Raw genomic sequence first — 24,271 nt, 5'->3', positions numbered from 1 at the left:
AATGGCATGATTGACTGAGTAGTTTTGCAATCACTATCACCACGCTTACTGGGAAGTTTAAAGTGGAACCTCCGAAAATTGCGGGCAAAAGAAAGGCGTAATTAAATTGGCTGTTATTTAGCAAAATTGTGTGTGTATACTGAGAGGGTTTGCTTAAGAGCAGGAACACTTTATGGATAGAACACCAGAAAACCCGCTAAAAAGAGAACGTCAAGAATGCAATGCTCTGTCGGAGATGACCAACTTCATCGCCCAAGAAATATACAAGCTGGCATTGCTAAAACAATACCCTGATCAATACTCGTTGATATACAACCTATCAAAGCACATCTGGGAACAGTTTTCGCCCCTGTTAGATCAGGGGTTTGACAGTATGTTAGAAAGCCTGAGTTGTGATTTAGTTGATCTCATTGTATACGGTGCTTCAAAGGCCGACTTCGAAGAAAGAGTTAGTCGTGTGTTACAAGAGCCAGATGTTCTCCAGTTAGGACTTGAAGCAAAAACCTATAGCGATGGCGAAGAAAAGCTAGAGGGGAATGACGAACCGTTTGACTATGAACGGCACGAACGAGAGCTTAAACAAGCTGCATTTCAGCTGGCTAAGGGTATCTTCAAAAAGAATCGTGGTTTCAAAACCTCAATACCTCACAAGTACCCACCGAGCGTAATAGGCTATACGTTCGATTACTATGACGCCCTAAGTTATTACTACGGCCTTTTCTTCATTTCACAATCAAATAAAGATGGAACAGAACACACTTTCTATCTTGCTCCGTATAAGTCTATGCGTCCTTATGACGAAAGGCTCATCCATGAAAGCAAAGGTATAACTCGAGAGTTCACGGTACCTGATACAGCGCTATCTAGGTCGAAACTTCAATATGCCAGTTGCAAGGAAGCTCTCCCTGCCTATTACAGTGTCAGTTACTTTATCCAGGAACCACCACTTGAGGCAGTTTCGAAAACAAGCGAGATGCGATTCCGTATAGACCTATCAACGCCTATATCGGATGTTGAATTAGAAAAGGCGCTAGCTGATTTACGAGCACAAATATCTATTGCGCAGAACCATAATCGGATTGCCGATATGCTTCTTGCAGAGAACGAAGCTGACCTGGTAAAGGCTCATAACACCCCAAAACTTGAGCCGATTGACTGTACTGAGTTTATGCGACTTCACAAAGTCCAACTGCCAGAGCTGAACTCTCACCATCATGCAAAAGCATACCTCTGTGGTTTGATTGTTCTCTTTGAACACTACGTTCGAATTACCACCACAGGTGATTCGGTAACATTTTCTTGGGGGAAGAATAGTGACGGCCTTTCGAGGGAGGTTAGATTTGGGGATGTTTCTGAAAAACTAAGCAAAGCACATGGTTCAAAGGGATTTTCTGCGTCGACTATTGAAGATGGCTACAAATTAGTAAAGACGGTGTTCAATCACCATATCCAGGATTTCCGGTTCGGGAGAGTTCAATTCGATGCTCGCCTAAACACAAAACAAAGAGACAAATTGAGGGAGGTTATGCCGGTTAGGTTAGAGCGCCTACATAAGGATGATGTCGACAAAGCTAAGTCATTGATTACGCAGCACCGTAAACAAGGGCGAGAAGCAGAGGTTAAGCCTCACCCTAACGGGAGCTATGTGATTACATGGTGAACACACTGAATAGCATCAAACTTAAGATACAGATCTGAGCTAGACGGTTTTGCATTATTTTTGCCCTAATTCAGCTTATCTGAAGTGGACAAACACAAGCTCCCACGCTAACTAGAAATTGTCCCTCAACGTGCAACATATCAGGTTGGTACGATTTGACCGATTTTTCGCCGTAACTTCCTGTAAAGCTAAGCTCTTACAATTCCAAACCTTTGAGGGGGCATTAGCCACTTTCTCTATTTGCATTTCATACAACTTAGCCTTCTTTTATTTTAATATGTCCCTGCTCAATCAATAAAATGAACCGTTCAAAATCATGCTGATAGGCATAGATAGGATGTGGCGCAGATGAGCCAGCTAAAAATTCTTCGAAAGCCAATCTATAGGCGGTAGGTAATTCATTTGGGTCAATGACTTTGAATGGAACATTGGGCAAATTAAAAGGGGTTAGTGTTGGGTATAACGTTGATTTATTTGTTGTCATAGAGATCTCCTTTCCTTTCGTTAAGCTATTATGTTACGTAGCACGAATCAAAGTCAGGCATCAACATTTAGGTGACTATCAGTTGTTCTAAATGATAGACGGGACTCAACGTAATCTTAGGAGTTTGTTATGAACCAGAAAACTAGACTGCGCAGTTTAGGCGGTGGGCTCAACACTATTTCCGATTTTTCGCGGCAAGACATTGATGTTAGTTTTTGGCAAGAGTGCTGTGCTGAATTAAAAGTATATGCCGTTTTACGAACGAAAGGTGGGAGTGGTGAGCGTCATACTGTGCGAGTTCTACAGAAAGAGTTAATGCGGCGTGGAGAGCGCCCTCTCGTTGTAAGAATCTTTGGAACTCGCAAGGACGAATATGGACCATACTTTGATTCATTGGCTCGATTAGAGAATTCTGAGGAATTGACGGGGTCTGTCATGTGGGATTGGAGCGAGTGTCACTGCAACCATCAGTTGGCACTAGCTCTATTCAAATCATCATTTACGAGCGTAATTTTAACTCAAGGGGGGAGCTCTGGAGTAGACTATAAAGATGTCATGAATGCTGCAGAATTGGCTCGCCATACATACCTAAGCGTCAATATTGACTGTAATTTATCTGTAGAAGCACAAAACAACATTCTAGAAGAGCTGAAACATTTAGAGTGTGTTTCTTCTGTAATCTGGCGAGGGGATCGATGGGATAACCCTATATATGGGTTAATGAATTTGTCGAGTGTACGTGTCGAACACCCCTTGTCACAGCTTAGCTAAGTAAGTTTATCTTAGCGTAATACTAAGTTATCAATTTCATCTCTAACTTCTTGCAAATCAGATAAGTGTCCTGAAACGATGATACTAGTTGGGCTTCGCCCATTGAAGAAGATGTTGTTATTTGCATGACTCATAAAGCCATATACATTGTCTTCATTGCTAAATATTGTCCTTAAAGTGGCATGAATATTTAAAATGTGGCTAATTCTAACTTCAAGACTATCCTCTTCAGTTGGTAGAACAACTTGTATCGGTTCATGGGTAGCTCCCCATTTTAACAACAATGTTTCGGCGGCTTTAAGCCCAGATGCTAGCCTTTGACTCATCAATACTTACCCCTAATTTATTATCGTTATATCAAATATTAACGCATCTTCGACAGTTTTCTTCACCTAACCAAGCCTTGATGTACAAAGCATAGGTGGCTGTATGTTTTGGTTTAATATTTGAGAGGGTAGATTTCCTATATATGGTTTCACTTTCAACAGAACTGCGACGTAGAATCGACAAAATGTCGATCTTATGTCTATCAAATCAAGGTTAATGCAGCGACATAGAATCAACAAAATGTCGATTCTATGTCTATTGAGATCCTCAGCAGTTGTTGCAAAATTTGCAACGACTAAATTATGACAATACTCTTTGAGCCTAGTGATATTTACTTGTTATCCCCTAAATGAGCTTCACCTGATAATACAAATTCTAATAATCGGCTAGTTTACAATACAAAAGTAATGAATGACACATAGCGAAACCTGCACTCATAGTCCCTGATTAAAGTGAATTGACTGAATCATAGCTACCCAACTTTCCGCAAGGGGTGATCATAAAAGCACTTAAGGAATGTATTGCGAAGCTCCTTGTCATCACACTTATCAACCTCAGCCTTAACCCGCATAGCATCAAGAAAATCAATCTCATACTTATTTAGAGTGCATTTAGCATTGTTCAACAAAGCTATTGACTCATCGCTGAAGCGACCTGTCGTCCATATCTCAAAGCGTAGCTTTTTACCCTTCCAATCATTATGTAGCTTTGCATATTTGTTTAGGGTTGGCACCCTCTGTTGAAGCCACTTTTTCACTTCTTCATGCTCAACGACACCGCCTGCGCGGTGTCCTTTACACTCAATAAAAAGAATCTCACCATTTCCTTCAGATATGACATCAGCTTCAGCAGAGCCAGAGTCGGTTTTACACTTTTCATTAATTCTTATTCGATGAGATAGTTGAATCTTTGGGATGAGTGTTGCGGTGAAATACTCAAACAGCGCTCCCCGTAAGTTCCCGGCAGCACCTTCTATCTTACCTAGAGAGTCAAACAAAGCGTTAAACTTTTCAGGCTCTAACGTAACTGTTTTAGCTGCTTCATCCAACGTTTTAATTAAGTTCTTCAACCCTTTGGCAATTTCTTTTCCAAACAGGTTTTCCACCGTCGAAGGCATAATTCCAGCTTCTTTCGCCGCTTGGAATGCGTCAGATTGAAAGTCATCAGCTACGAAAAAATGTAGTGTTCTACCGACCCGTTTTAAACCTCTTAAAGCCTTACACTTTCTGATAAACGGCTCTATTCCACTAAGTCCAACTTTACTTCCTAGGTACACATCACATGTAAAAAATCCCGGATTTATCTCAGAAGTAGAGCCTCTCTTAAAATCAGTTAACCCTGAGACATAGGAAGGCCCAGCTATATCCCACGCGATAGTGCTAACTTGCGGCAATTCATAACCATCTCTATCAACTAACTTGTGGTAACTGACCATTCCTATGTTCTTTGCCCAGTTAGAAATAGCTTTAATAAGAATATTCTCAGCCAATAAACGAGCTTGTTGTTCTGCTACGAGCCAACTCTGGCCTTCATGTTCAAGCAGGGTGACACACCGCCCCAAGCCATCAAAGTGCTTTTGTGTAAGTACACCGATAGACTCTAACCTCTTTAAAACTTCATCTGGGGATAGATGTTTTTTCTGCTTCAAAGGAGAACCACAACAAATTAGAAAATGCCTGTAAGGTACAGGGCCGCCCCTCTGTATCAACGCAGAAATAGCAAACCAGTAAGCTGAATTAGTGTCTTTAAATGCTCGATACAAAGCCTCCCAGTAGAAAGGAGAGCGATAATCTTTTCTTAAATAGATGAACCTCGCATTCCGCGCGAATTTTATCCCGCTCAATCGATGCATGTCAGGGCAACCACGGGATACTTGCTTTCTAGCTGCATCGGAAGATAAACCAAACCTTTCAACAAGCTTTTTGTTCAAATCAGAGCTAAGGCAAGGTCCCTCTTCTTTTAAGATCATTTCGACTTTGTTCATGTCACACTGCGCTATATATATTTCCTTTATTAAGGATAGTAGCCGTCTTTTTCTTCCTTGTACACAATCCCTTATATTAGAATGACTTATAACAGTGAAGCTACAGTAAAGTTCTAACTCTGTCACAGTCGCTATCTAAACGACACTCTATCACCTGATATTTTCAGCTTCAAATAGCACTAGACTTCACAGCTAAAAAGCAATATTCCATATGAGATTATCCCAGCTTTGTTAGTGAGCGACCAAGCTCCGATGTGTTGAGTTTCACACAATTAAAACCTTGTTTATTTAATAGTTAACCATTCCCAGTGGTCACGTGACTTGATTCAAGTATTAAGTTATGAACTACATGGTATATTCACAAGATTGCCTAGAATTTCTCTAGGTGTGCCTGCCCAGGTTATTCCTAGTTAAATTAAATTGGATAACAAAATATGTATCTTTCAGAATTAAAAACAAAAAACTTCAGACAATTCAATGATTTTTCTATGTCCTTTAACAAGGGACTAAACTTGCTTGTTGGCGAAAACAACGCTGGTAAGAGCTCGGTAATCGATGCCATTAGGTTTACACTTGATACGACTTCTGCTGAATGGGTGAGCTTGAAAGATACTGATTTTCATCATGGAACAGATGAGTTAAGCATTGCCCTTAAGTTTGAAAACTTGTCTTCGCGCGAACTGGGAATATTTCTGGAGCATTTAACGAATGAAGAGACAGAACCAGGACATAATCGAGCAATTTTAGTTGTAAACCTCAAGGCTAAACTAGCACTAAACCCTTTTAAGAAAACTCAATTTATTAAGACTGAATTTCGTTCAGGGCTTAATGGTGGAGGACCTACGATTGATAGAGATATACGAGAATATCTTGCTGCAACGTATTTGAAACCTCTTCGAGATGCAGAAACTGAACTATCAGCAGGAAGATCTTCAAGACTTTCCCAAATTCTTGGTGGTAGTTCTAGTGTAGCTGGTGATTCTATTGCAACGGAGCGTATTATTCAGTTACTGACAGATGCAAGTAGAGCTATTCAGTCAGATAGTGCTATTCAGGCTACTCAGGCGAATATTACTGAGTTAGTAAACTCGTTAACGTTCAGGCCAAATGTATTTGCACCAGTTTTGAACCTTCTAGGAAGCCAAGACTACGGTGACATGAATGATTCAGAGAGAGCGTTGGCGCTCAAAGCCATCCTAGAAAAATTATCCCTTGAACTGGATGCTACTGGTGTTAAGCATGGTCTTGGATACAGTAGTTTGCTCTTTATGGCTGCAGAGTTGATGCTGATTAACCAAGAGGAAAGCCACTACTCTTTGTTACTAGTTGAGGAGCCAGAAGCTCACCTTCACCCCCAACTACAACTGAAGTTCATTAACTACCTTCGAACCGAAAATAGTAATTTACAGTGCATTTTATCCACCCATAGTCCAGTACTTGCGTCCAAGGCTCCACTGGAGAGCTTGATTTTGATGCAACAAGGACAAGCATTCCCGTTGAGGAAGGGGTGCACAGCTCTTGAGGAAGGTGATTACATTTTTCTAGAAAAATTTTTAGATTCCACTAAAGCGAATATGTTTTTTGCTACAGGTGTACTTTTGGTTGAAGGTGTTGCTGAAGTTGTACTAATTCCCCAAATCGCGAAGTTGCTAGGTAGACCGTTAGAGGACTACGGTGTATCACTAGTTAGTGTTAACGGCTTATCGAGAAAACGTTACGCAAAAGTTTATCGTTCTGGTTCTATAGAAGAGGCAAAGCCATTACCAATTAAAGTTGCGTGTATTACAGATTTGGATTTGTGGCCGAGTGAAGCTGAAGATACTGGAGAGGAAGGTTGCATTGGATTTAAAGAGAAGATGCGGCCTAGTGGTAGAAAGCTAGGCAATCTTAGCTACTGGCTTAATGAATTGACGGATGAACAGATAGAGGGGAAAAAAGCGAAGAAATCCGAGTTTGATGGAGAAAATGTTCGAACCTTTATTTCTAATGAATGGACTTTTGAGTTTTGTCTAGCCAAGTATGGGCTCAGCGAGGAACTATATGAAGTAATCAAGGGTAATCTCGATGGTTATGACACATTAAGCTCTAATAACCAGGAAAGAGCGGTACAGATATATAGCTTTATAGAGGGCGGGAAAAGTGAAGTAAGCTACTCGCTGGCTAACCTGCTATCTCGTTATGAGGGGCGCGCAGAAGAACTAAAAACAAAGCTACCACCTTATATTATTGATGCTATTGAATATGTAACAGAACCATTCTCCAGTGAAGAGGAGCTTTCGCAAGATGATTGATATAAGCAATGAAGACATCAATGCAGTTGAAAGCACTCTCGGTTTAACGTTCGACGAAACAAGAAGACAAATCATCACCACATATGATGATGTTCAAGCGTGCCCCGGTAGTGGTAAAACAACCATAGTGGCAGCCAAGTTAATGATACTTGCTAAAAAGTGGAAACCAGGTAATCAGGGGATATGTGTATTAACTCATACAAATGTTGCTAAAGAAGAAATAATTGCTCGGCTGAATACGAGTTCAGATGGACAAAAATTACTCTCTTTCCCACACTTCATCGGAACAATACAAGAATTCGTGAATAAATTCTTAGCAATACCTTATCTACGCTCAAGTGGATTTACAGTTAGTCATATCGATGATGATATATGTAACAGCAAAGGTTGGAGTCTACTGAATATTGGTACGAAACGTTACCTAGAGCAACGGCATATATCTTCCTTGGATAAATTGCAATATAGGTTCGTTGATGAACAACTAGTCCTAGGAGTTCCTGGCTTTAATTCAGAATCTCCCTCACTTAGTTACCAAAATTTGGAGTCGGTGAAAGCGACACTATTAAAATTAGGTTGCTTTTATTTTCATGAGATGTATGCATTCGCAGAACATTATTTACTAAGTAATCCATCGATATATCCAGCTATAAGGTCGCGCTTTCCATATGTTTTTATAGATGAAATGCAAGATACGCAAAAATTCCAAGATGAACTACTCAACAAGGTATTTAATGTTGAAAGCGTTTTATTTCAAAGATTTGGTGACCCTGATCAAGCGATCTACAGTGGTGAGCAAGAGGAGAACGAGTCTTACAATCGAATGGAACTAAGTAAAGTTGAAAATAGTCATCGATTTACTAATTCTGTAGCAGTTTTGGCAAAAAACCTCAGTTACAACCGCATTAACTTACAAGCCCCTCTTGATGTTTCAGAACATACGTATCACACCATCTTTTTAGTTGATGAGAACTCACGTGATGCTGTTTTCGAAAAATTTGCTGAATTATGTGTGCAAGCTGTACCTGAAGACTGTAAGCGCAAAATAAAAACAGTGGGTGCTGTCGGGACTAGAAAGGAAGGGGGATTGACGATTTGTAACTATCTTGATTCTTTTGATAAATCGAGCTCGGTAAAGGCATTCAAACCATGCAAACTTATTCATTACCTCTACGAAGGGCGTCGACGCAAGGATTACCACGTATCATATCGCTTAGTTTTAGATGGCATATCTAGGCTCGGTCGAAAGGCAGGTGCGGAGGTAATGCACCAAGAAGGTAATGTTGCCTACTCTGTAAATGCTATTCGTAGGTATTTGAAGGAGTTCAACCATACTCTCGATTTTAACCTTGTTGTCAGGGGGCTAATTGCCAATGACTTAAATGCTCAAAACTGGGGAAGTGCGATTGAACGTTTGTGCGATATTTTAGCTTTAACCATCCCCGATGGTCTTGAGGAATTCATTTCCTTTGATTCTGATAAATTAGAGGAAGACATTACCGAACAGGGTCGCCGCCTAAATACGGTTTATACCAATGTCTCGGGACGATTGATTGAAAATGAAGTCACAACGATTCATGCAGTAAAGGGGGAAACACACGCAGCGACCCTAGTTTTAGAGACCAAGTTTCATCAGAAGGATATTGCAACATTAATTCAGTACATCCTCAATGAGAATAGAAGCAAACCTAGAGGAGCTCGTAAAATTAAGTTTATGAAACAGTTGTATGTAGCACTTACAAGGCCTGAGCATTTACTTTGTTTAGCAATGGATAAATCTGACTTTCCGTCTTCGCTGGTTAGCGTAAGAGAACATGCGGGTTGGAAAATACACGATCTTACTTTGGAGTAGAAGAAAGGACCGTCTAATACTGAGTGCCCACATTCAGTTTATCTGAAGAGAATAACTTCGTCTTGGGCTCTAACTCACCTCTGCCCGAAACGAAATAAAACTGGTTAAAAAAAGCATTACTATGAAACTTACACTTGACTGCGAAAAAACAATAAATGTCAAACTTGATGACGGTTGCTACGCGATACTGTCTTTAGAAAGAGGCAGGTACCCAACACTTGAGTGTACAAATAAGTTTGCGCCTTTTATACCTCAGGATATAGATGAAATCGTCGTTCATGATTACGTGAGTGGTGGCAAATCAACGTACTATTTATCAGGTCGTCACGATTCTTCATACGATAATGAGCTTTTTGGCCACGTATACACAGGGGCTGCAAATAGACATAAAATTACACAAGTCTCTTTTATAATGCCTCAGCTTTCCACCTACTTTAATCATGAGGTAAAAAGGAGATTTGAGGAAAGTGGAGATATGTCAGCTCAAACTAACATTGAGCCACTGAATGCAGAGTTAGTGAATAGTAAGAGCATTAAGAATGTTGATATCTTTCAATCTAAACACTTGAAAGATAACGACAATGGAGATGGTTTCATATTCACTAGCACCCTAGATATCAACTTTACCTACGATACACCTGTTTCAATGGACGAGATTTCCAAGCTAATGTTCAAAGTGACTAATCTGTTTACGTGGCTGTTTGGAACATCTAGTTACGCAACAAGAATTGACTTGTTCGACGAAGACTCAAACAAAGGGTACCTCTATGTCCCAAGCTATAAAACAAAAGAGACAGAAAAAGTTTCTCAACCATACCCATTCATGCCCGCAGACCAGCTAAGAGCCTCATTTCAAGCAATCTGTCAGAACTACTTTGTAGATAACACATTTGTTTTCGAGAATATATGGTCGAAAACAATCCCATTATTCAGCATAAAAAACGTGCTTGAATACGAGTTGATGCTATATGCGTCTATTCTTGACAAGTACTTTAGTTATAGAGTCGAACTGCATGAGCTGAGTGATGTAATGTCCCAAGATGACTATGCTAAGTTCATAGCAAAACTAGCGCTTCTTGTAGAGAGCGAACCATTGATTACAAAAGCTATTGATGAAGGGACAGTAATTAACATAGCAGATGAAGCTACGCTCAAAAGATTTATACCAAATCGCAGTGCAACAACACTCAACAAGAAGGCTAAAACTTACTTGCGTTATATCGGCAAAACTGTGCCAGATGTGTTCATCAATGATAAAGATTTCTATCAGATAAAGGAGATACGAGATCGAGCGGCACACGGTGAGATGGAGGTTCTCTCTACGCAACAAGTCTATTTGTATCTAAACAAGATCAAGATGCTTACTATGTATATGATATATAAAGATTTAGGCATTTCAGATAACAGTTTCCTTGAGCTACTATGTATGCCCTATCATGAATTGAAACAAGGTTGTCGATTGGATTCTTTTAAGCGTGATGTTGCTTTAAGCAAAGCAAACATAATGCAAGTTAACGAGTCCACATTTAACTTTGTGAAGAACGAACAGGGTATTTTTTCTTTCGTCTTTTTTAGGGATCAGCACACTTATCACGTTGATAAAAAGTTAACTCGCCGCATAAAAGAGGCATTTTTTGGAGATCATGTTACATCAAATAAATTCAGAAACTTCGAAGAGTTTGTACAATCACAAGTTTCTGATGATAAGAAAGTGGCATATATTTCAGACTCTTACGTTAAGTATGGTAACCAGACATATCTGCTGAGAGGAATAGTTGTTATCGACAAACTATCTAAATTGCAGTCATTTAACAATTCTAGGATCTCAGGTGAAAGTTGTATCAATACGTAACATGTTTATGTCCTACCTTCGAGTCAGTAGGATCCTGCTGACTCATGATTACCCCAAAGTGGTTTAGAACACAAGCTCATGCAAATTTTGTTAATTGATTTCCATACTAAAAGTTATCTCAGAGTGTGTACGAACGGCACTGGTATCAATCTAGCCCTTAAGTCGTTCTAAGTGAGAGGTTGGCTATGTAACGACTATAGCAAACTTCTCGGATTGAGTTCAGCGAGAAAAAATAGAACAAAAATAAAGATTTGCATTCATGGATTTTAATTCTTATGTTTTAAGAAAATAAACCAATATGCAAAGTAAAAAGCCGCTGCTAGCAGCACTACTGACGATAGCCTTGAATGGCTGCGTTAACATCAATTACATACCAAACAATAAAGGCCACATTCAGATTAAACTTGACGAAAAACCAAGTATCCTGAATGGCAATGAACTGGAAGCTAACCTGTCTATGCAAGAACTAAAACCTCCGATAAGCGCAAGTCACGACAGCCACTAAACACAGAACGCCTTCATGTGGGGGCGTTCTGGTTATAGCAAAATGATGTTCAGAGTGGATTGCTAATTTAGCAAACTCACGACACTCCACTCTAAAAGTGTTTGGAACCCAATAAGCATTTCGCTTTCGTTGCTTCAGACTATGTTGCACATCATCAGGATGTATTCTAGCTTCTCACGCCATAGTCTTGGTCGATTTTTTATGACAAATTTTCACTCAAAAGTCGTTATAAGAGCCCCCATTTACAAAAAATCATGACAATTGTTATAATGTAAGCTCTTAAAGTGAATAAACTAACATAACTCACTGTTAAAATTAGGTTTTGTCAAACAACGTCAAAAATGCTGTCTTAAAAAGCTCCCAAGGGTGCTTTCACATGGGTAAAGTATACGATGGTCTGCACCGTATTAGCTTCCTAATTGATGAAGAAGGTCAGATTGAACACGTCTTCAACAAGTTCAAGACTAAGACTCACCACGAAGTGGTTTTAGATTACTTCAACCCAGAAGCTTAATGGCTGTTTCGGTTAAAAGCGCTAAGTTCAAATGAGCTTCTTAACCCAATGCACCGTAGCAAAAGAATAGATCAAAAAGGCCAAATCTCATTAAGATTTGGCCTTTTTTGTAATGGGTATTTGTTAGTGCTTACACTAAGTACTTAATTAGTGCGAGTGCTCAGGATCATCGTCCAACGCATGGCTCGGTAAGGCATTCCAAACCGCTTTCACTAACGTTGCCAATGGAATAGCAAAGAACACACCCCAGAATCCCCATAAACCACCAAACACCAATACAGCAACAATAATCGCAACAGGGTGTAGGTTCACCGCTTCAGAGAACAGAACGGGTACTAACACGTTGCCATCTAGTGCCTGAATAATGCCGTAAGCCAGCAACAACCAGTAGAATTGAGGCTCAAGCCCCCACTGGAACAGGCCAACAATCGCTACGGGCACGGTTACCGCTGCCGCACCGATATACGGGATCAATACTGATAAGCCAACCGCCACGGCTAGCAGTGTTGAATAACGTAAATCTAGGATCGCAAAGGTGACGTAACTGACACCGCCGACGATTAAAATTTCAACTACTTTGCCACGAATATAGTTCGAAATCTGTTGGTTCATCTCTACCCAAACCTTGGTCGCTAAACGACGGTTTTTAGGTAGTACACCACTCGCCATACCAATCATCTCTTCTTTATCTTTTAGTAAGAAGAAGATAAGCAAAGGCACAAGAATCAAGTAAACCGCAAGCGTGGCTAGACTGACAAGAGAAGCAACAGAACCTTTAACAACGCTTTCCCCAAAGCCTAGTGCTTTATTCTTCGCATTCGACATGACGGATTCAACAATCTGCAAGTTTGCTAACTCAGGGTAACGTTCAGGAATCGTCGAGATGAACTTTTGTAAGCCGCCATACATACTTGGGATATCATTAATAAGGTTACCAACTTGCCCCCAAATGGTTGGCACTAGGCCAAATAGCGCAAGCAACATTAAACTAAAGAACATCAAGATCACCAGCATCACAGAAGGCGTTCGGGGAACCCCTAGTCTCTGAAGCTGAGTTACTGGCCACTCTAACAAGTAAGCCAACACAATCGCGACCAATAACGGAGCGATTAAATGACCAAAGAAGTAGATAGTAATAAAGCCGAATAGAATGATGGCAACCAAACTGACGGCATGGGGATCAGAGAAACGTCGTTTATACCAACGATTAACCATTTCAAGCATTTGATTGCAATTCCTTTTTAGTAACGAGGAGGTGATGGTAGCTAGAGCAAGCCTCAGTAATTACAACGTAGGCGTGCTGAGATAAAAAGCTCACAATATCTTTCATCGAGCTGTTATCAGAGACGTAAATTGACAATGATTGTCCTACTTCTAACTTTACACTGTGACGCTTGGCTAACAATAACGCCATTGGACAGCGCTCTTGGCGTAAATCTAGAATATTAGGTGTCATTCTTGGACTCGATGCTTATTATAAGAGGCATATTGTAATCTGTTTTTAAAAACGTGCCATCATTGATTCATCTTCCTTCATGATAGCGCACGCGCTTGGTAAAGGTTAAATCGGATACAGAACCAATTTGCATTGCACTTGTCTTACTGTCAGAAGAAACGGAGTATTACTGACTAATATGTTTAAACGCGCTCGCTCAATTGCTTGCTTATGCATCGCAGCAACATTAGGTACCCCAACGTTAGCAAATACCAATAGTTTAGAGCTACCGGATATCGGCACTGCTGCTGGCGGTACACTCACTATCGATCAAGAACTTATCTATGGTGATGCCTACATGCGCATCATCAGAAACAGCCAGCCTATCGTCAATGACCCGGTTCTAAACCAATACATTGATACACTGGGCCATCGCCTAGTCGCGAACGCTAATGATGTAAAAACACCTTTTCAATTCTTTATGATCCGTGATCGCAATATCAATGCCTTCGCATTCTTTGGTGGTTATGTTGCATTGCACTCTGGGTTATTCCTGCATGCACAATCAGAAAGCGAACTTGCTTCGGTATTAGCGCACGAGATCGCACACGTAACCCAGCGCCACTTAGCACGCAGCATGGAAGGCCAAGCTCGTCGTACTCCAGCGACCATCGCAGCACTTGCCGCTTCTGTATTACTGGCTATCGCAGCACCCGAAGCAGGAATTGCTGCGTTAACCGCAACGACTGCGGGCAACATGCAAAGCCAAATCAACTACACCCGTAGCAATGAAAAAGAAGCCGATCGTTTTGGTATCAACACGCTAGCAAAAGCTGGTTTCGATGTGAATGCTATGCCACGTTTCTTTGGGCGTTTGGCTGACGAATACCGCTATGCCAGCACGCCACCACCCATGTTGCTGACTCACCCATTACCTCAAGACCGAATTACAGATTCTCGTGCCCGAGCTCGCAGTTATCCACCGCTAAAACTGGCTCCATCATTAGATTACCATCTAGCGAGATCTCGCATTGTCGCGCGTTATGCGGGTATCAATAATGATGCGGCTCTAGATTGGTTTGAGCGCCAACTGAAGAAAGCACCTAAAGCTATAGTGCCATCACTAGAGTATGGCCAAGCACTGGTTTACCTAGATTCGAAAAAGCTAGATAAAGCCGAGCCTATTCTGACAAAGCTAATGAATAGCGATCCGACTAACCTATTTTATTTAGATGCGATCTCGGATCTGCATATTGAACAGAAGCAACCTGAGACTGCGATTAAAGAACTTAAATCTGCACTGGTTCGTCAGCCAAACAACCCAGTTCTAACCATTAACTACGCCAATGCATTGCTCGAGAATGAAAATCTACAAGAAGCTGTTCGTGTATTACAGCGTTACACACACGATAACCCGAACGACGCCAATGGCTGGCATCTGCTTTCAAAAGTAAGTACTAGCCTTGGTAATAGCGACGAAGAGCTCGCCGCTCGTGCAGAGATTTTGGCACTACGAGCCAACTGGAACAAAGCGATTCAGTACTATACGCAAGCAAGCCAAATCGCAGAGCTCGGAAGTTTAAAGCAAGCACGTTACGATGCTCGAATTGACCAACTGATGATTCAGCGGGAACGCTTCTTGTCGCTGCAGTAAATTTTGATTTGCTAGCAAAGACTCGCTACTGAAATAAAAAGCAAGCTCAACAAATACAATGAAGCCGCTCGAGTGGCTTCTATCGACGAATTAAATCAAAAAATAATAGTGAGGAAGAACCATGTCTGTCGTGATTTATCATAACCCACGTTGCTCAAAGAGCCGTCAAACTCTCGAACTGCTTGAAGCAAAAGGCGTACAGCCAGAGGTTATCAAGTACCTAGACACACCTTTAACTGTCGAGCAACTAAAAGTGCTTTTCACTCAGCTTGGTTTTGACAGTGTTCGCGAGATGATGCGCACCAAAGAAGCGGATTACAAAGAAGCAAACCTTGGTGATGCATCGGTTACTGATGAAAACCTTTTCTCAGCAATGGCAACCAATCCAAAGCTGTTTGAACGCCCAGTCGTTGTCGCGAACAACAAAGCAAAAATTGGTCGTCCACCAGAGCAAGTGCTAGAGATCCTGTAATCCAATATGAGCATTAATATTCTTGTTCTCTACTACAGTCGCCACGGCAACACACAAGCTCTAGCCAGGCAGATTGCGCGAGGGGTTGAATCTATCCCGAGCTGCGAAGCCACGTTAAGAACGGTGAACGATGTGTACACGGTAGAAGAGCAGGCTGATTCGCGTTATCAACCAACCGATCCTATCGCAACGTTGCAAGAACTCCGTTCTTGTAATGGTTTAGCGCTAGGTAGTCCAGTTTGGTTTGGTAATATGGCCGGACCTATGAAGCACTTTTGGGATAGCACCACATCATTATGGGTCAATGGTGACCTTATCGATAAGCCTGCCTGTGTGTTTACTTCGTCTTCGTCACTGCATGGCGGTCAAGAAACCACACAGCAAAGTATGATGTTGCCACTGCTTCACCATGGCATGCTGGTGGTGGGAATCCCCTACTCTGAACCTGCGCTGCATAACACTCGAACTGGTGGCACACCTTACGGTGCAAGCAGTACAGGAGAAGCGCCATCGTTAAGTAAAGAAGAGATTGAGTTGGCACAGAATCTAGGTAAACGCTTAGCACGCATCGCCATCAACCAGAAGGGAATTTCTCAATGATGTATATGCCTGAGAGGGCTATGTCTCCCAAGACAAAGTTATTCCGCTACCTTGCTTTAGCTGGCAACTTATTACTATTAGGTTGGGTTGTGGCGTGGCAGATGACACTTTCCCCGCATCCGCACCTTAGCCACACCACACTTGCGATTGCTTGGGCTGTACCGCTATTACTGCCATTACCGGGCATTCTAGCAGGTAAACCTTACACGCATGCTTGGGCGAACTTCGTCCTGATGCTCTACTTCCTGCACGCATTAACCATCTTGTATGTAGACGGTGGTGAACGCTTGCTAGCGGCTGTAGAGCTGCTTCTGACGACATTAGGCTTTGCGGGTAATATCTTATTTACTCGTTTTCGTGCCAAAGAGTTGGGCATCAAGCTGAAGCGCCTTTCTGAAGTAGAAAAGAAAGAGAAAGCGAAATTCGAGCAGTAATATTGATTGGATTTTATAAAATTGAAAACCCAATAAACAAAAAGCCCTGCGAGATTTCTCTGGCGGGGCTTTTTCATGTTTTCACTTCAATCTGTCATGCGGTAGACGATTACGAGCGAGTCCATTCGTATACCAAGCTTGGCTTAGCGTGCACTGGAGCCGTGATGATGAGTGCTTCTTCACCAGATTCGTCTAGCGTCGCATCAGTCGTGCTTGTTAGCTCAGCATCCGTAGAAAGCTCGCTGCCTTTAATCACTTGAACGCTTGAGTCAATCTCACTTCCCTCGCCTTCAGTATCAACAGCGCTTGCTGAATCATCACCTACAGACATAGCGTTGTCTTGCGTTTCAAATTCAGGGCTAACTTCAGGTTCAATGTAAGACTCTTCAACTTTTGCGACCTGTCGAATGCTTTCCACTTCTTGCTCAAACTCTTGTTGAGTTGATAGTAAGTGTATTTGGAAAGTGACTTCATTGCTTTGAATTTTCAGAATATCTAGGCTTGCCACTGAGTTTAGACGCTTAAGCGCATTCTCCAATTGGAAAAAATCCTGGGCGTTATTCAGGCTAATAAACTGCGTTAGGATAGACTCTGAAGATTCACTTGCTACGGTAACGGCACTTTTACCTGCATAGTAATTACTAATTTGATCAACCAGCTTCTTAGAAACCGTAGCACTGTTACCCGATATCGAACCAGTCACAGGTGAAACTGGTGCACTCGACAACTGGCTTGGCTTTTGATCATATAAAGTCCAACGTAATCCAGAAGATTGAGCCTTCACAACAAGTACAGCATCAACAGAGTAACGTTGACTCGCTTTACTGATCGGCGTAACAAAATTTCCCCATAGATCAGAGATCTCAATGCCCGTGATATCGTCAAAATCGCCAACAGGTAGCGTCAGGGGTAATCCACGTTCTTTGGCGTTTATTTGTAAGCTCGCGGCTAACTGCGAATTAGTATGCTCCCATACTATATTCTTATCGTAGTTATCTTCTTCTATCAACCAAACTAGGATGTCTGAACGAGTATCAGGCCAATATGGCAATTGCGCTTGAGTTAATAATGAGCGGATTTGAGCAGCATTAAAACGCATGCGTAATGTTGATTGGCCATTACTTTCGCCAAAACTCATTTGAGACATGTACTGCGCACTCTTACGCATCGCCTTTTGAATAGTCTCATTCGAAGCGACATCGGTTTGGCCAGTCGCACGTATCAATACCTGCTCCATGCCAGTATTTCTTGCCACTTGCTCTGACTGTTTACCTCTAGCGTCAATCGCAACCTCAACACTAAAGATATCTACTTGAGTTAAGGCATAGCTCGGAGAGGCTAATAATGCCATGAACAACAATGCTATGTAGCGCATACTGATCCTAATATTCAAATCTTGTGCCTTGATGATAAGCAACTATGGATTGAGGGGCAAGGTCGATAACCCCCACTGTGTTTAATAACCATAAAATATCACCTAACCATGATAAATCGTTTACTTGTAAACTGAATTTCTTCTTATTTTGATAGCAACAAACATCACTAAGATAAATAAATTTGATCTATCTAGTGTAGCAATCGTTTGCCAAGTGATAGAATCCTGCGAATTTTATTTTTCGACTTTCATATAACGACCATTTTTAAGGATTTAACATGAAAAATGCTTTGCAAGGTGCGCAAATGCTGTTTGTAGCTTTTGGTGCACTTGTATTAGTGCCGCTACTGACAGGGCTTGATCCTAACGTTGCACTCTTTGGCGCGGGTATCGGTACCCTTATATTCCAACTTATTACACGCCGTTCAGTGCCAATCTTCTTAGCGTCTTCTTTCGCCTTCATCGCACCTATCATGTTCGGAATTCAGACTTGGGGTGTAGGAGCAACCATGGGTGGCCTTATGGCGGCAGGAGTTGTGTATGTATTAATGGGCGCATTGATAAAAGTACGAGGCGTTGCCTTCATTCATAAACTGCTTCCACCCGTCGTGGTTGGCCCTGTCATCATGGTTATCGGTTTAGGTCTTGCGCCTGTTGCAGTAAACATGGCGCTAGGTAAAACAGGCGACGGTGCAGTTCAGCTTATCGATGCAGATGCTGCATTGTGGATTTCATCTATTTCATTGTTAGTGACGATTGTCATCAGTGTGTTTTCAAAAGGCTTCCTTAAACTGCTGCCTATCTTCGGCGGTATTGTTGCGGGTTATATCACCAGCCTGATATATGGTGCAGTAGACTTCACCCCCGTGGCTCAAGCATCTTGGTTAGCACTACCAAACTTCACAACACCTGAGTTCAACATCAACGCTATCTTCTTTATGGTATTTGTCGCCATTGCACCGGCCGTTGAACACGTTGGCGACATGCTTGCTATCTCTAACGTAACTGGCAAAGACTACCTTAAAAAACCAGGTTTACACCGCACCATCACTGGCGACGGTGTCGCTACGATTGCGGCTTCTATGCTGGGCGCGCCACCAAATACAACGTACAGTGAAGTAACTGGTGCGGTAATGCTAACGAAAGCATTTAACCCAGTGATCATGACTTGGGCTGCCGTTACGGCCATTGTTTTAGCCTTGGTTGGTAAGCTAGGCGCACTACTTCAAACGATTCCAGTTCCAGTGATGGGCGGCATCATGATTCTGCTGTTTGGTTCAATCGCAACAGTTGGGCTCAATACTCTCATCAAGAACAATGTAGACCTGCATAAATCACGTAACCTTGTGATTGTGGGTATTACTTTAGTCTTTGGTATTGGCGGCATGGCCTTTGGTATCGGTGACTTCAGCCTACAAGGCGTAAGCTTGTGTGGTATCGTGGCAATTCTACTGAACCTAGTCCTTCCTGAAGAGCTAGGCGACAACACTGTGGTAGACAAAGCTCAAATCGATTAAGCAACCGGTAAGGCTAGATTCAAAAGAATCGCAAGCCAACGAGATCAAAAAGGGAGAGCACTGAATGCTCTCCCTTTTTATTAATACGGCTAATTCAGCGAGTTAAGAAACGGTTTAGAGTAACTTAAGCTGAAGCCGAATTACTTAGTACCGAAGATCTTATCACCAGCATCGCCAAGACCTGGAACGATGTAACCCTTATCGTTGAGCTTCTCATCAATTGCAGCAGTGTAAAGCTCTACGTCTGGGTGCGCTTTTTCTAGAGCGGCAATACCTTCAGGAGCCGCTACAAGTACAAGAATCTTAAAGTGCTTACAACCTTTCTCTTTCATTAAGTCAATCGTTGCGATCATAGAACCACCTGTTGCAAGCATTGGGTCTACCACAAGAGCAATGCGCTCCTCGATATTAGATGCAAGCTTGTTGAAGTATGGTACTGGTTCAAGTGTTTCTTCGTCACGGTAAACACCAACAACGCTGATACGGGCACTTGGAATGTGCTCTAGAACGCCGTCCATCATGCCTAGACCAGCACGTAGGATTGGCACTACTGTTACTTTTTTACCTTTAACTTGGTCAACTTCAACTGGACCGTTCCAACCATTAATAGTTACACGCTCAGTCTCAAAGTCTGATGTCGCTTCGTATGTTAGAAGGCTACCCACTTCTGTCGCTAGCTCACGAAAACGCTTAGTGCTAATCTCACCTTCACGCATCAGGCCAATTTTATGTTTTACTAGCGGGTGTTTCACTTCAACAACTTTCATTTCCAACTCCGGCAATATTTAAACAAACCTGTAGATTGTACACGAACTTTGTGGTTATTTCAGAATCTTTATTCTAATAAAAAAAACCGCGCAAACGTTTGCTCTTCATAAACAAGCCCTGTTAGAATAACGCCGTTTTCACATCCAACTTAAGTTCGAGGACTATCCCGTGAGTGGTAATACTTCTTCTCTAAGCTACAAAGACGCAGGCGTTGATATCGACGCAGGTAATGCACTAGTAGACCGTATTAAAGGTGCCGTTAAACGCACTCGTCGCCCTGAAGTAATGGGCGGTATTGGTGGCTTTGGCGCCCTATGTGAACTTCCAACGAAATACAAAGAGCCGGTACTTGTTTCAGGTACTGATGGTGTTGGTACTAAACTTCGCCTTGCTTTGGATCTGAAAAAACACGACACCATTGGTATCGACCTAGTGGCAATGTGTGTGAACGATCTAATCGTTCAAGGTGGTGAGCCGCTATTTTTCCTAGACTACTACGCAACAGGTAAGCTCGATGTAGATACAGCAGCCGACGTTGTTTCTGGTATTGCTGAAGGCTGTGTTCAAGCTGGTTGTGCACTAATCGGTGGTGAAACGGCTGAAATGCCAGGCATGTATGAGGGCGACGACTACGACGTAGCGGGCTTCTGTGTTGGTGTTGTAGAAAAAGCAGACATCATTGATGGCACTAAAGTAGCAGCAGGCGACGCACTTATCGCTGTTGGATCAAGTGGTCCACACTCAAACGGCTACTCTTTGATTCGTAAAGTTCTAGAAGTTTCTGGTGCTGATAAGAATGAAGAACTAGAAGGTCGCACTATCGGTGAACACCTACTAGAACCCACTAAGATTTACATCAAATCAGCGCTTAAGATGATTGCTGAGCATGACATTCATGCTATCTCGCACATCACAGGTGGTGGTTTCTGGGAGAACATCCCACGCGTACTTCCTGAAGGTACTAAAGCCGTCATTGATGGCAATAGCTGGGAATGGCCTGCTATCTTCAGCTGGCTACAAGAGAAAGGTAACGTGGAGACATTCGAAATGTACCGCACTTTCAACTGTGGTGTTGGCCTAGTTGTTGCTCTACCTAAAGCTCAAGCAGACGCTGCTGTTGAACTACTGAAAGCTGAAGGCGAAAACGCCTGGGTTATCGGTGAGATCGCAAACGCAGAAGCGGGTGAAGAGCAAGTTGAAATCAAATAAGTGATACGCTCACTTACTTAGTTAATCAATGAGGACCTAATGGTCCTCATTTTGCTATTTAGCCCGCAGAAAGCCTTAGTCTATGTAGGTAAATTGTAAATACTTTTAGTTAATCAATTGCATTTTCCAGTCTATGAAGAACAGCCATTCTATGAATAACAGTCACTCTCAGAAAAACATCGTCGTTTTAGTCTCAGGAAGCGGAAGTAACTTGCAAGCCATTTTGGATGCCTGTAATAACCATACGATTGACGCCTCCGTTAAGGCCGTTTTCTCAAATAAAACGGATGCTTTTGGTCTAGAGCGAGCAAAATCAGCGGGTGTTAACGCTCACTCGGTGAATCCAAAAGAATTTAACTCCCGGGAAGAATTTGATCATGAACTGATGATTAAGATCGATGCTTACCAGCCAGATTTAATCGTACTCGCTGGCTACATGCGTATCCTAAGTTCAGAGTTTGTTCGTCACTATGCTGGGAAGATGGTCAACATCCACCCTTCTCTGTTACCTAAATACCCGGGCTTACACACCCACCAGCGTGCTATTGACGCCCAAGACAAAGAACACGGTACCAGCGTTCACTTTGTTACTGAGGAACTTGATGGTGGTCCGGTGATCTTACAAGCTAAAGTTCCAGTATTTGAAGACGATGATGCTGACATGTTAGCTAGCCGTGTGCTTACTCAAGAACACAACATTTACCCTATGGCCTGTAAGTGGTTCATCGAAGATCGTTTATCAATGGTAAACGGACAAGCAGTCTTAGACGGCAACGTGTTGGGCAAGCACGGTTACGCAGAAGAGTAATTCATCAGACGACTCTCACAAGTCAATGACAAAGAAACAAAAAGGCCGCTTACTGACTTATGAGTACAGTAAACGGCCTTTCTTTTGTGCGGATCAAATAACGCTATTCGCGACGATTAGCTCAATGGTTCAGTTGGCGCTTGGCTCGCGACCTTTTTCGGCGCATAAGCAACATCTTCCAACACGTGATGATTGTTGCTAATCAGTTCACCAAAATGAAACAGTGCGTACTCGCCCGGCTTCATCCTAAACCACTCTTCGTTATCCGTAAGAGGTTGAGTTGCGACGACAGTCACCACATCATTCGGCGTGGTCTCTTCTTGGAAGTTAATTTCAACGTCTTCATCAATTAAACTCGCTTTACCAAAAGGCGCACGTCTTGTTATCCAATACAAATGGTTGGTACAGTAAGTCATAACGTACTCGCCATCACTTAACAGCATATTGAAAACGCCTTTCTCTCGTAACTTCTCACAGCACTCAGCAAAGAAGCGGAACATGCCTTCCATGTCTTGAGGCGGCTCAGGGAAACGCTCTTCAAGTTGTTTGAGTAGCCAACAGAAAGAGAGTTCACTGTCCGTTTCACCGACGGGTCTGAAACGCCCACTCACCAGATCATCGTAATCCGTTAATTGACCATTATGAGCAAAGGTCCAGTATCGCCCCCAAAGCTCACGGGTAAAAGGGTGAGTGTTTTCTAAATTGACACCACCACGATTGGCTTGACGGATATGGCTGACAACAGCTTGGCTTTTAATTGGGTAGTTTTGAACCAACTCAGCGATTTTAGATTCACAGCTCGGGGTAGGATCTTTAAATGTACGAAAACCCTTTCCTTCATAGAAAGTAATACCCCAGCCATCACGGTGTGGGCCAGTATTGCCTCCACGTTGCATTAGACCAGTAAAGCTAAAACAAATATCTGTTGGTACATTCGCGCTCATACCGAGCAATTCACACATGGTCTAATCTACTCCCTATTAAAACCAGCGAAGCCTATGCTAGGCTCCAATCTCTGTAAACTGTTATTCCATTTCTTTTTCAACAAGTTGAATCACAATGTGGATGATCTTAATGTGAACCTCTTGAATTCGGTCAGCATAACCAAAATGTGGCACTCGGATTTCGATATCGGCACAACCAGCCATCTTTCCACCATCTTTACCGGTTAGCGCGATGGTTTTCATACCTTTCGCTTGAGCAGCTTCAATCGCTTTTAAAATATTGCTGGAATTACCCGAAGTCGACAAACCAAACAACACATCGCCTTTACGACCTACCGCTTCTACGTAACGAGAAAACACGTGATCGTAGCCAAAATCGTTACTCACACAAGATAAATGGCTAGGATCTGAAATCGCAATGCCAGCGAAACCTGGGCGATTTTCACGGTATCGACCAGTAAGCTCTTCCGCAAAGTGCATCGCATCACAGTGTGAACCACCGTTCCCACAGGAAAGCACTTTCCCTTCTTGCTTGAATGAGTCAGCAATCATTTTTGCCGCCGCTTCAATTTGAGCGATGTTATGGTCATCACTCAAGAACTTGTTCAGAACGTCTGCCGCTTCGTTCAATTCACTTTTGATTAGGTCTTGGTACATAAGGCTTATCTCTTATATTTATTTACGCAGCTTAAGGTACGTGAAATGAGAGCTGAGGGGTTTTCCCTCTTTTACCTGAGTTTACCCACAAACATGAAATTGTGTCGACACTTAAGCCCAAAGATTGCCACCTTTATTAACTTGTCTCTGTCAATTCGTCC

The 24,271-nt window shown here is 42.2% G+C and carries 22 protein-coding genes and 1 pseudogene; 14 read left to right on the top strand and 9 right to left on the bottom strand.

The window, feature by feature from the left end; genetic code table 11:
• The first annotated feature begins 172 nt into the window (after window positions 1-172).
• Window positions 173-1,660, top strand: coding sequence for a hypothetical protein (locus OCT63_RS02440; protein ID WP_269983115.1), 1,488 nt, complete (start codon window positions 173-175; stop codon window positions 1,658-1,660).
• A 256-nt stretch (window positions 1,661-1,916) separates the two neighbouring features.
• Here OCT63_RS02440 and OCT63_RS02435 read toward each other — a convergent pair whose 3' ends face one another.
• Entirely contained in the window at window positions 1,917-2,144 is a 228-nt protein-coding gene (locus OCT63_RS02435) for a hypothetical protein (protein ID WP_054541660.1), read from the bottom strand.
• A gap of 129 nt (window positions 2,145-2,273) precedes the next feature.
• Between OCT63_RS02435 and OCT63_RS02430 the strand changes: the two genes are divergently transcribed.
• Entirely contained in the window at window positions 2,274-2,915 is a 642-nt protein-coding gene (locus OCT63_RS02430; RefSeq protein WP_269983114.1) for a hypothetical protein, read from the top strand.
• Between the two features lie 11 nt (window positions 2,916-2,926).
• Here OCT63_RS02430 and OCT63_RS02425 read toward each other — a convergent pair whose 3' ends face one another.
• On the bottom strand, window positions 2,927-3,241 hold the full coding sequence (locus OCT63_RS02425; RefSeq protein ID WP_269983113.1) for a hypothetical protein: 315 nt from the start codon (window positions 3,239-3,241) through the stop codon (window positions 2,927-2,929).
• A 473-nt stretch (window positions 3,242-3,714) separates the two neighbouring features.
• Window positions 3,715-5,226, bottom strand: a complete 1,512-nt coding sequence (locus tag OCT63_RS02420) for a hypothetical protein (RefSeq protein ID WP_054541657.1) — start codon at window positions 5,224-5,226, stop codon at window positions 3,715-3,717.
• 434 nt (window positions 5,227-5,660) lie between these two features.
• Between OCT63_RS02420 and OCT63_RS02415 the strand changes: the two genes are divergently transcribed.
• From OCT63_RS02415 to OCT63_RS02395, 5 genes and pseudogenes are all read left to right on the top strand, one after another.
• Window positions 5,661-7,517, top strand: a complete 1,857-nt coding sequence (locus tag OCT63_RS02415; protein ID WP_269983112.1) for an ATP-dependent nuclease — start codon at window positions 5,661-5,663, stop codon at window positions 7,515-7,517.
• Window positions 7,510-9,366 (top strand): UvrD-helicase domain-containing protein, encoded by a 1,857-nt coding sequence (locus OCT63_RS02410; RefSeq protein WP_269983111.1) that lies wholly within the window; start codon window positions 7,510-7,512, stop codon window positions 9,364-9,366. Before OCT63_RS02415 ends, OCT63_RS02410 begins: the two co-directional genes overlap by 8 nt.
• Before the next feature lie 121 nt (window positions 9,367-9,487).
• The gene (locus OCT63_RS02405; protein WP_269983110.1) at window positions 9,488-11,218 is read left to right on the top strand and encodes a hypothetical protein; all 1,731 of its coding nucleotides are present in this window, start codon (window positions 9,488-9,490) and stop codon (window positions 11,216-11,218) included.
• A 298-nt stretch (window positions 11,219-11,516) separates the two neighbouring features.
• Entirely contained in the window at window positions 11,517-11,723 is a 207-nt protein-coding gene (locus tag OCT63_RS02400) for a hypothetical protein (RefSeq protein WP_054541653.1), read from the top strand.
• A 376-nt stretch (window positions 11,724-12,099) separates the two neighbouring features.
• Window positions 12,100-12,237, top strand: a pseudogene (locus OCT63_RS02395) (thioredoxin-dependent thiol peroxidase); the annotation flags it as partial.
• Window positions 12,238-12,384: 147 nt separating this feature from the next.
• Here the strand turns inward: OCT63_RS02395 and OCT63_RS02390 are convergent.
• Window positions 12,385-13,461, bottom strand: a complete 1,077-nt coding sequence (locus OCT63_RS02390) for an AI-2E family transporter (protein ID WP_060468302.1) — start codon at window positions 13,459-13,461, stop codon at window positions 12,385-12,387.
• On the bottom strand, window positions 13,454-13,693 hold the full coding sequence (locus OCT63_RS02385) for a sulfurtransferase TusA family protein (protein ID WP_060468303.1): 240 nt from the start codon (window positions 13,691-13,693) through the stop codon (window positions 13,454-13,456). The genes OCT63_RS02390 and OCT63_RS02385 overlap by 8 nt, the downstream gene beginning before the upstream one ends.
• Window positions 13,694-13,871: 178 nt before the next feature.
• On the opposite strand from OCT63_RS02385, the gene OCT63_RS02380 reads away from it, so the two are divergent.
• From OCT63_RS02380 to OCT63_RS02365, 4 genes are all read left to right on the top strand, one after another.
• Window positions 13,872-15,326, top strand: a complete 1,455-nt coding sequence (locus OCT63_RS02380) for a beta-barrel assembly-enhancing protease (RefSeq protein ID WP_146449558.1) — start codon at window positions 13,872-13,874, stop codon at window positions 15,324-15,326.
• Between the two features lie 121 nt (window positions 15,327-15,447).
• A complete protein-coding gene (arsC, locus tag OCT63_RS02375; RefSeq protein ID WP_046223728.1) occupies window positions 15,448-15,798 on the top strand; it encodes an arsenate reductase (glutaredoxin) in 351 nt (116 codons plus the stop codon).
• A 6-nt stretch (window positions 15,799-15,804) separates the two neighbouring features.
• Window positions 15,805-16,398: an NAD(P)H:quinone oxidoreductase gene (gene wrbA, locus OCT63_RS02370; RefSeq protein WP_269983109.1), complete on the top strand. Its 594-nt coding sequence runs from the start codon at window positions 15,805-15,807 to the stop codon at window positions 16,396-16,398.
• On the top strand, window positions 16,395-16,832 hold the full coding sequence (locus OCT63_RS02365) for a DUF2069 domain-containing protein (RefSeq protein WP_269983108.1): 438 nt from the start codon (window positions 16,395-16,397) through the stop codon (window positions 16,830-16,832). Before wrbA ends, OCT63_RS02365 begins: the two co-directional genes overlap by 4 nt.
• A 109-nt stretch (window positions 16,833-16,941) precedes the next feature.
• Here the strand turns inward: OCT63_RS02365 and OCT63_RS02360 are convergent, their stop codons facing one another.
• Window positions 16,942-18,207: a DUF2066 domain-containing protein gene (locus OCT63_RS02360; RefSeq protein WP_269983107.1), complete on the bottom strand. Its 1,266-nt coding sequence runs from the start codon at window positions 18,205-18,207 to the stop codon at window positions 16,942-16,944.
• A 278-nt stretch (window positions 18,208-18,485) separates the two neighbouring features.
• Between OCT63_RS02360 and OCT63_RS02355 the strand changes: the two genes are divergently transcribed.
• Window positions 18,486-19,724 (top strand): uracil-xanthine permease family protein, encoded by a 1,239-nt coding sequence (locus OCT63_RS02355; RefSeq protein ID WP_060468308.1) that lies wholly within the window; start codon window positions 18,486-18,488, stop codon window positions 19,722-19,724.
• Window positions 19,725-19,864: 140 nt separating this feature from the next.
• Here OCT63_RS02355 and upp read toward each other — a convergent pair whose 3' ends face one another.
• A complete protein-coding gene (gene upp, locus OCT63_RS02350) occupies window positions 19,865-20,491 on the bottom strand; it encodes a uracil phosphoribosyltransferase (protein ID WP_017056335.1) in 627 nt (208 codons plus the stop codon).
• A gap of 169 nt (window positions 20,492-20,660) precedes the next feature.
• Here upp and purM point away from each other — a divergent pair, with 169 nt between their 5' ends.
• The gene (gene purM / locus OCT63_RS02345) at window positions 20,661-21,701 is read left to right on the top strand and encodes a phosphoribosylformylglycinamidine cyclo-ligase (RefSeq protein WP_269983106.1); all 1,041 of its coding nucleotides are present in this window, start codon (window positions 20,661-20,663) and stop codon (window positions 21,699-21,701) included.
• 151 nt (window positions 21,702-21,852) lie between these two features.
• The gene (gene purN, locus OCT63_RS02340; RefSeq protein ID WP_161673802.1) at window positions 21,853-22,509 is read left to right on the top strand and encodes a phosphoribosylglycinamide formyltransferase; all 657 of its coding nucleotides are present in this window, start codon (window positions 21,853-21,855) and stop codon (window positions 22,507-22,509) included.
• Window positions 22,510-22,625: 116 nt separating this feature from the next.
• Here purN and OCT63_RS02335 read toward each other — a convergent pair whose 3' ends face one another.
• Window positions 22,626-23,471, bottom strand: a complete 846-nt coding sequence (locus tag OCT63_RS02335) for a class II glutamine amidotransferase (protein WP_060468311.1) — start codon at window positions 23,469-23,471, stop codon at window positions 22,626-22,628.
• 63 nt (window positions 23,472-23,534) lie between these two features.
• The gene (gene lpcA / locus OCT63_RS02330; RefSeq protein WP_017056331.1) at window positions 23,535-24,110 is read right to left on the bottom strand and encodes a D-sedoheptulose 7-phosphate isomerase; all 576 of its coding nucleotides are present in this window, start codon (window positions 24,108-24,110) and stop codon (window positions 23,535-23,537) included.
• Window positions 24,111-24,271 lie beyond the last annotated feature (161 nt).

The organism is Vibrio sp. RW (assembly GCF_027587105.1).
GTDB lineage: Bacteria > Pseudomonadota > Gammaproteobacteria > Enterobacterales > Vibrionaceae > Vibrio > Vibrio toranzoniae.
This window is presented reverse-complemented; position numbering and strand designations above follow the sequence as displayed.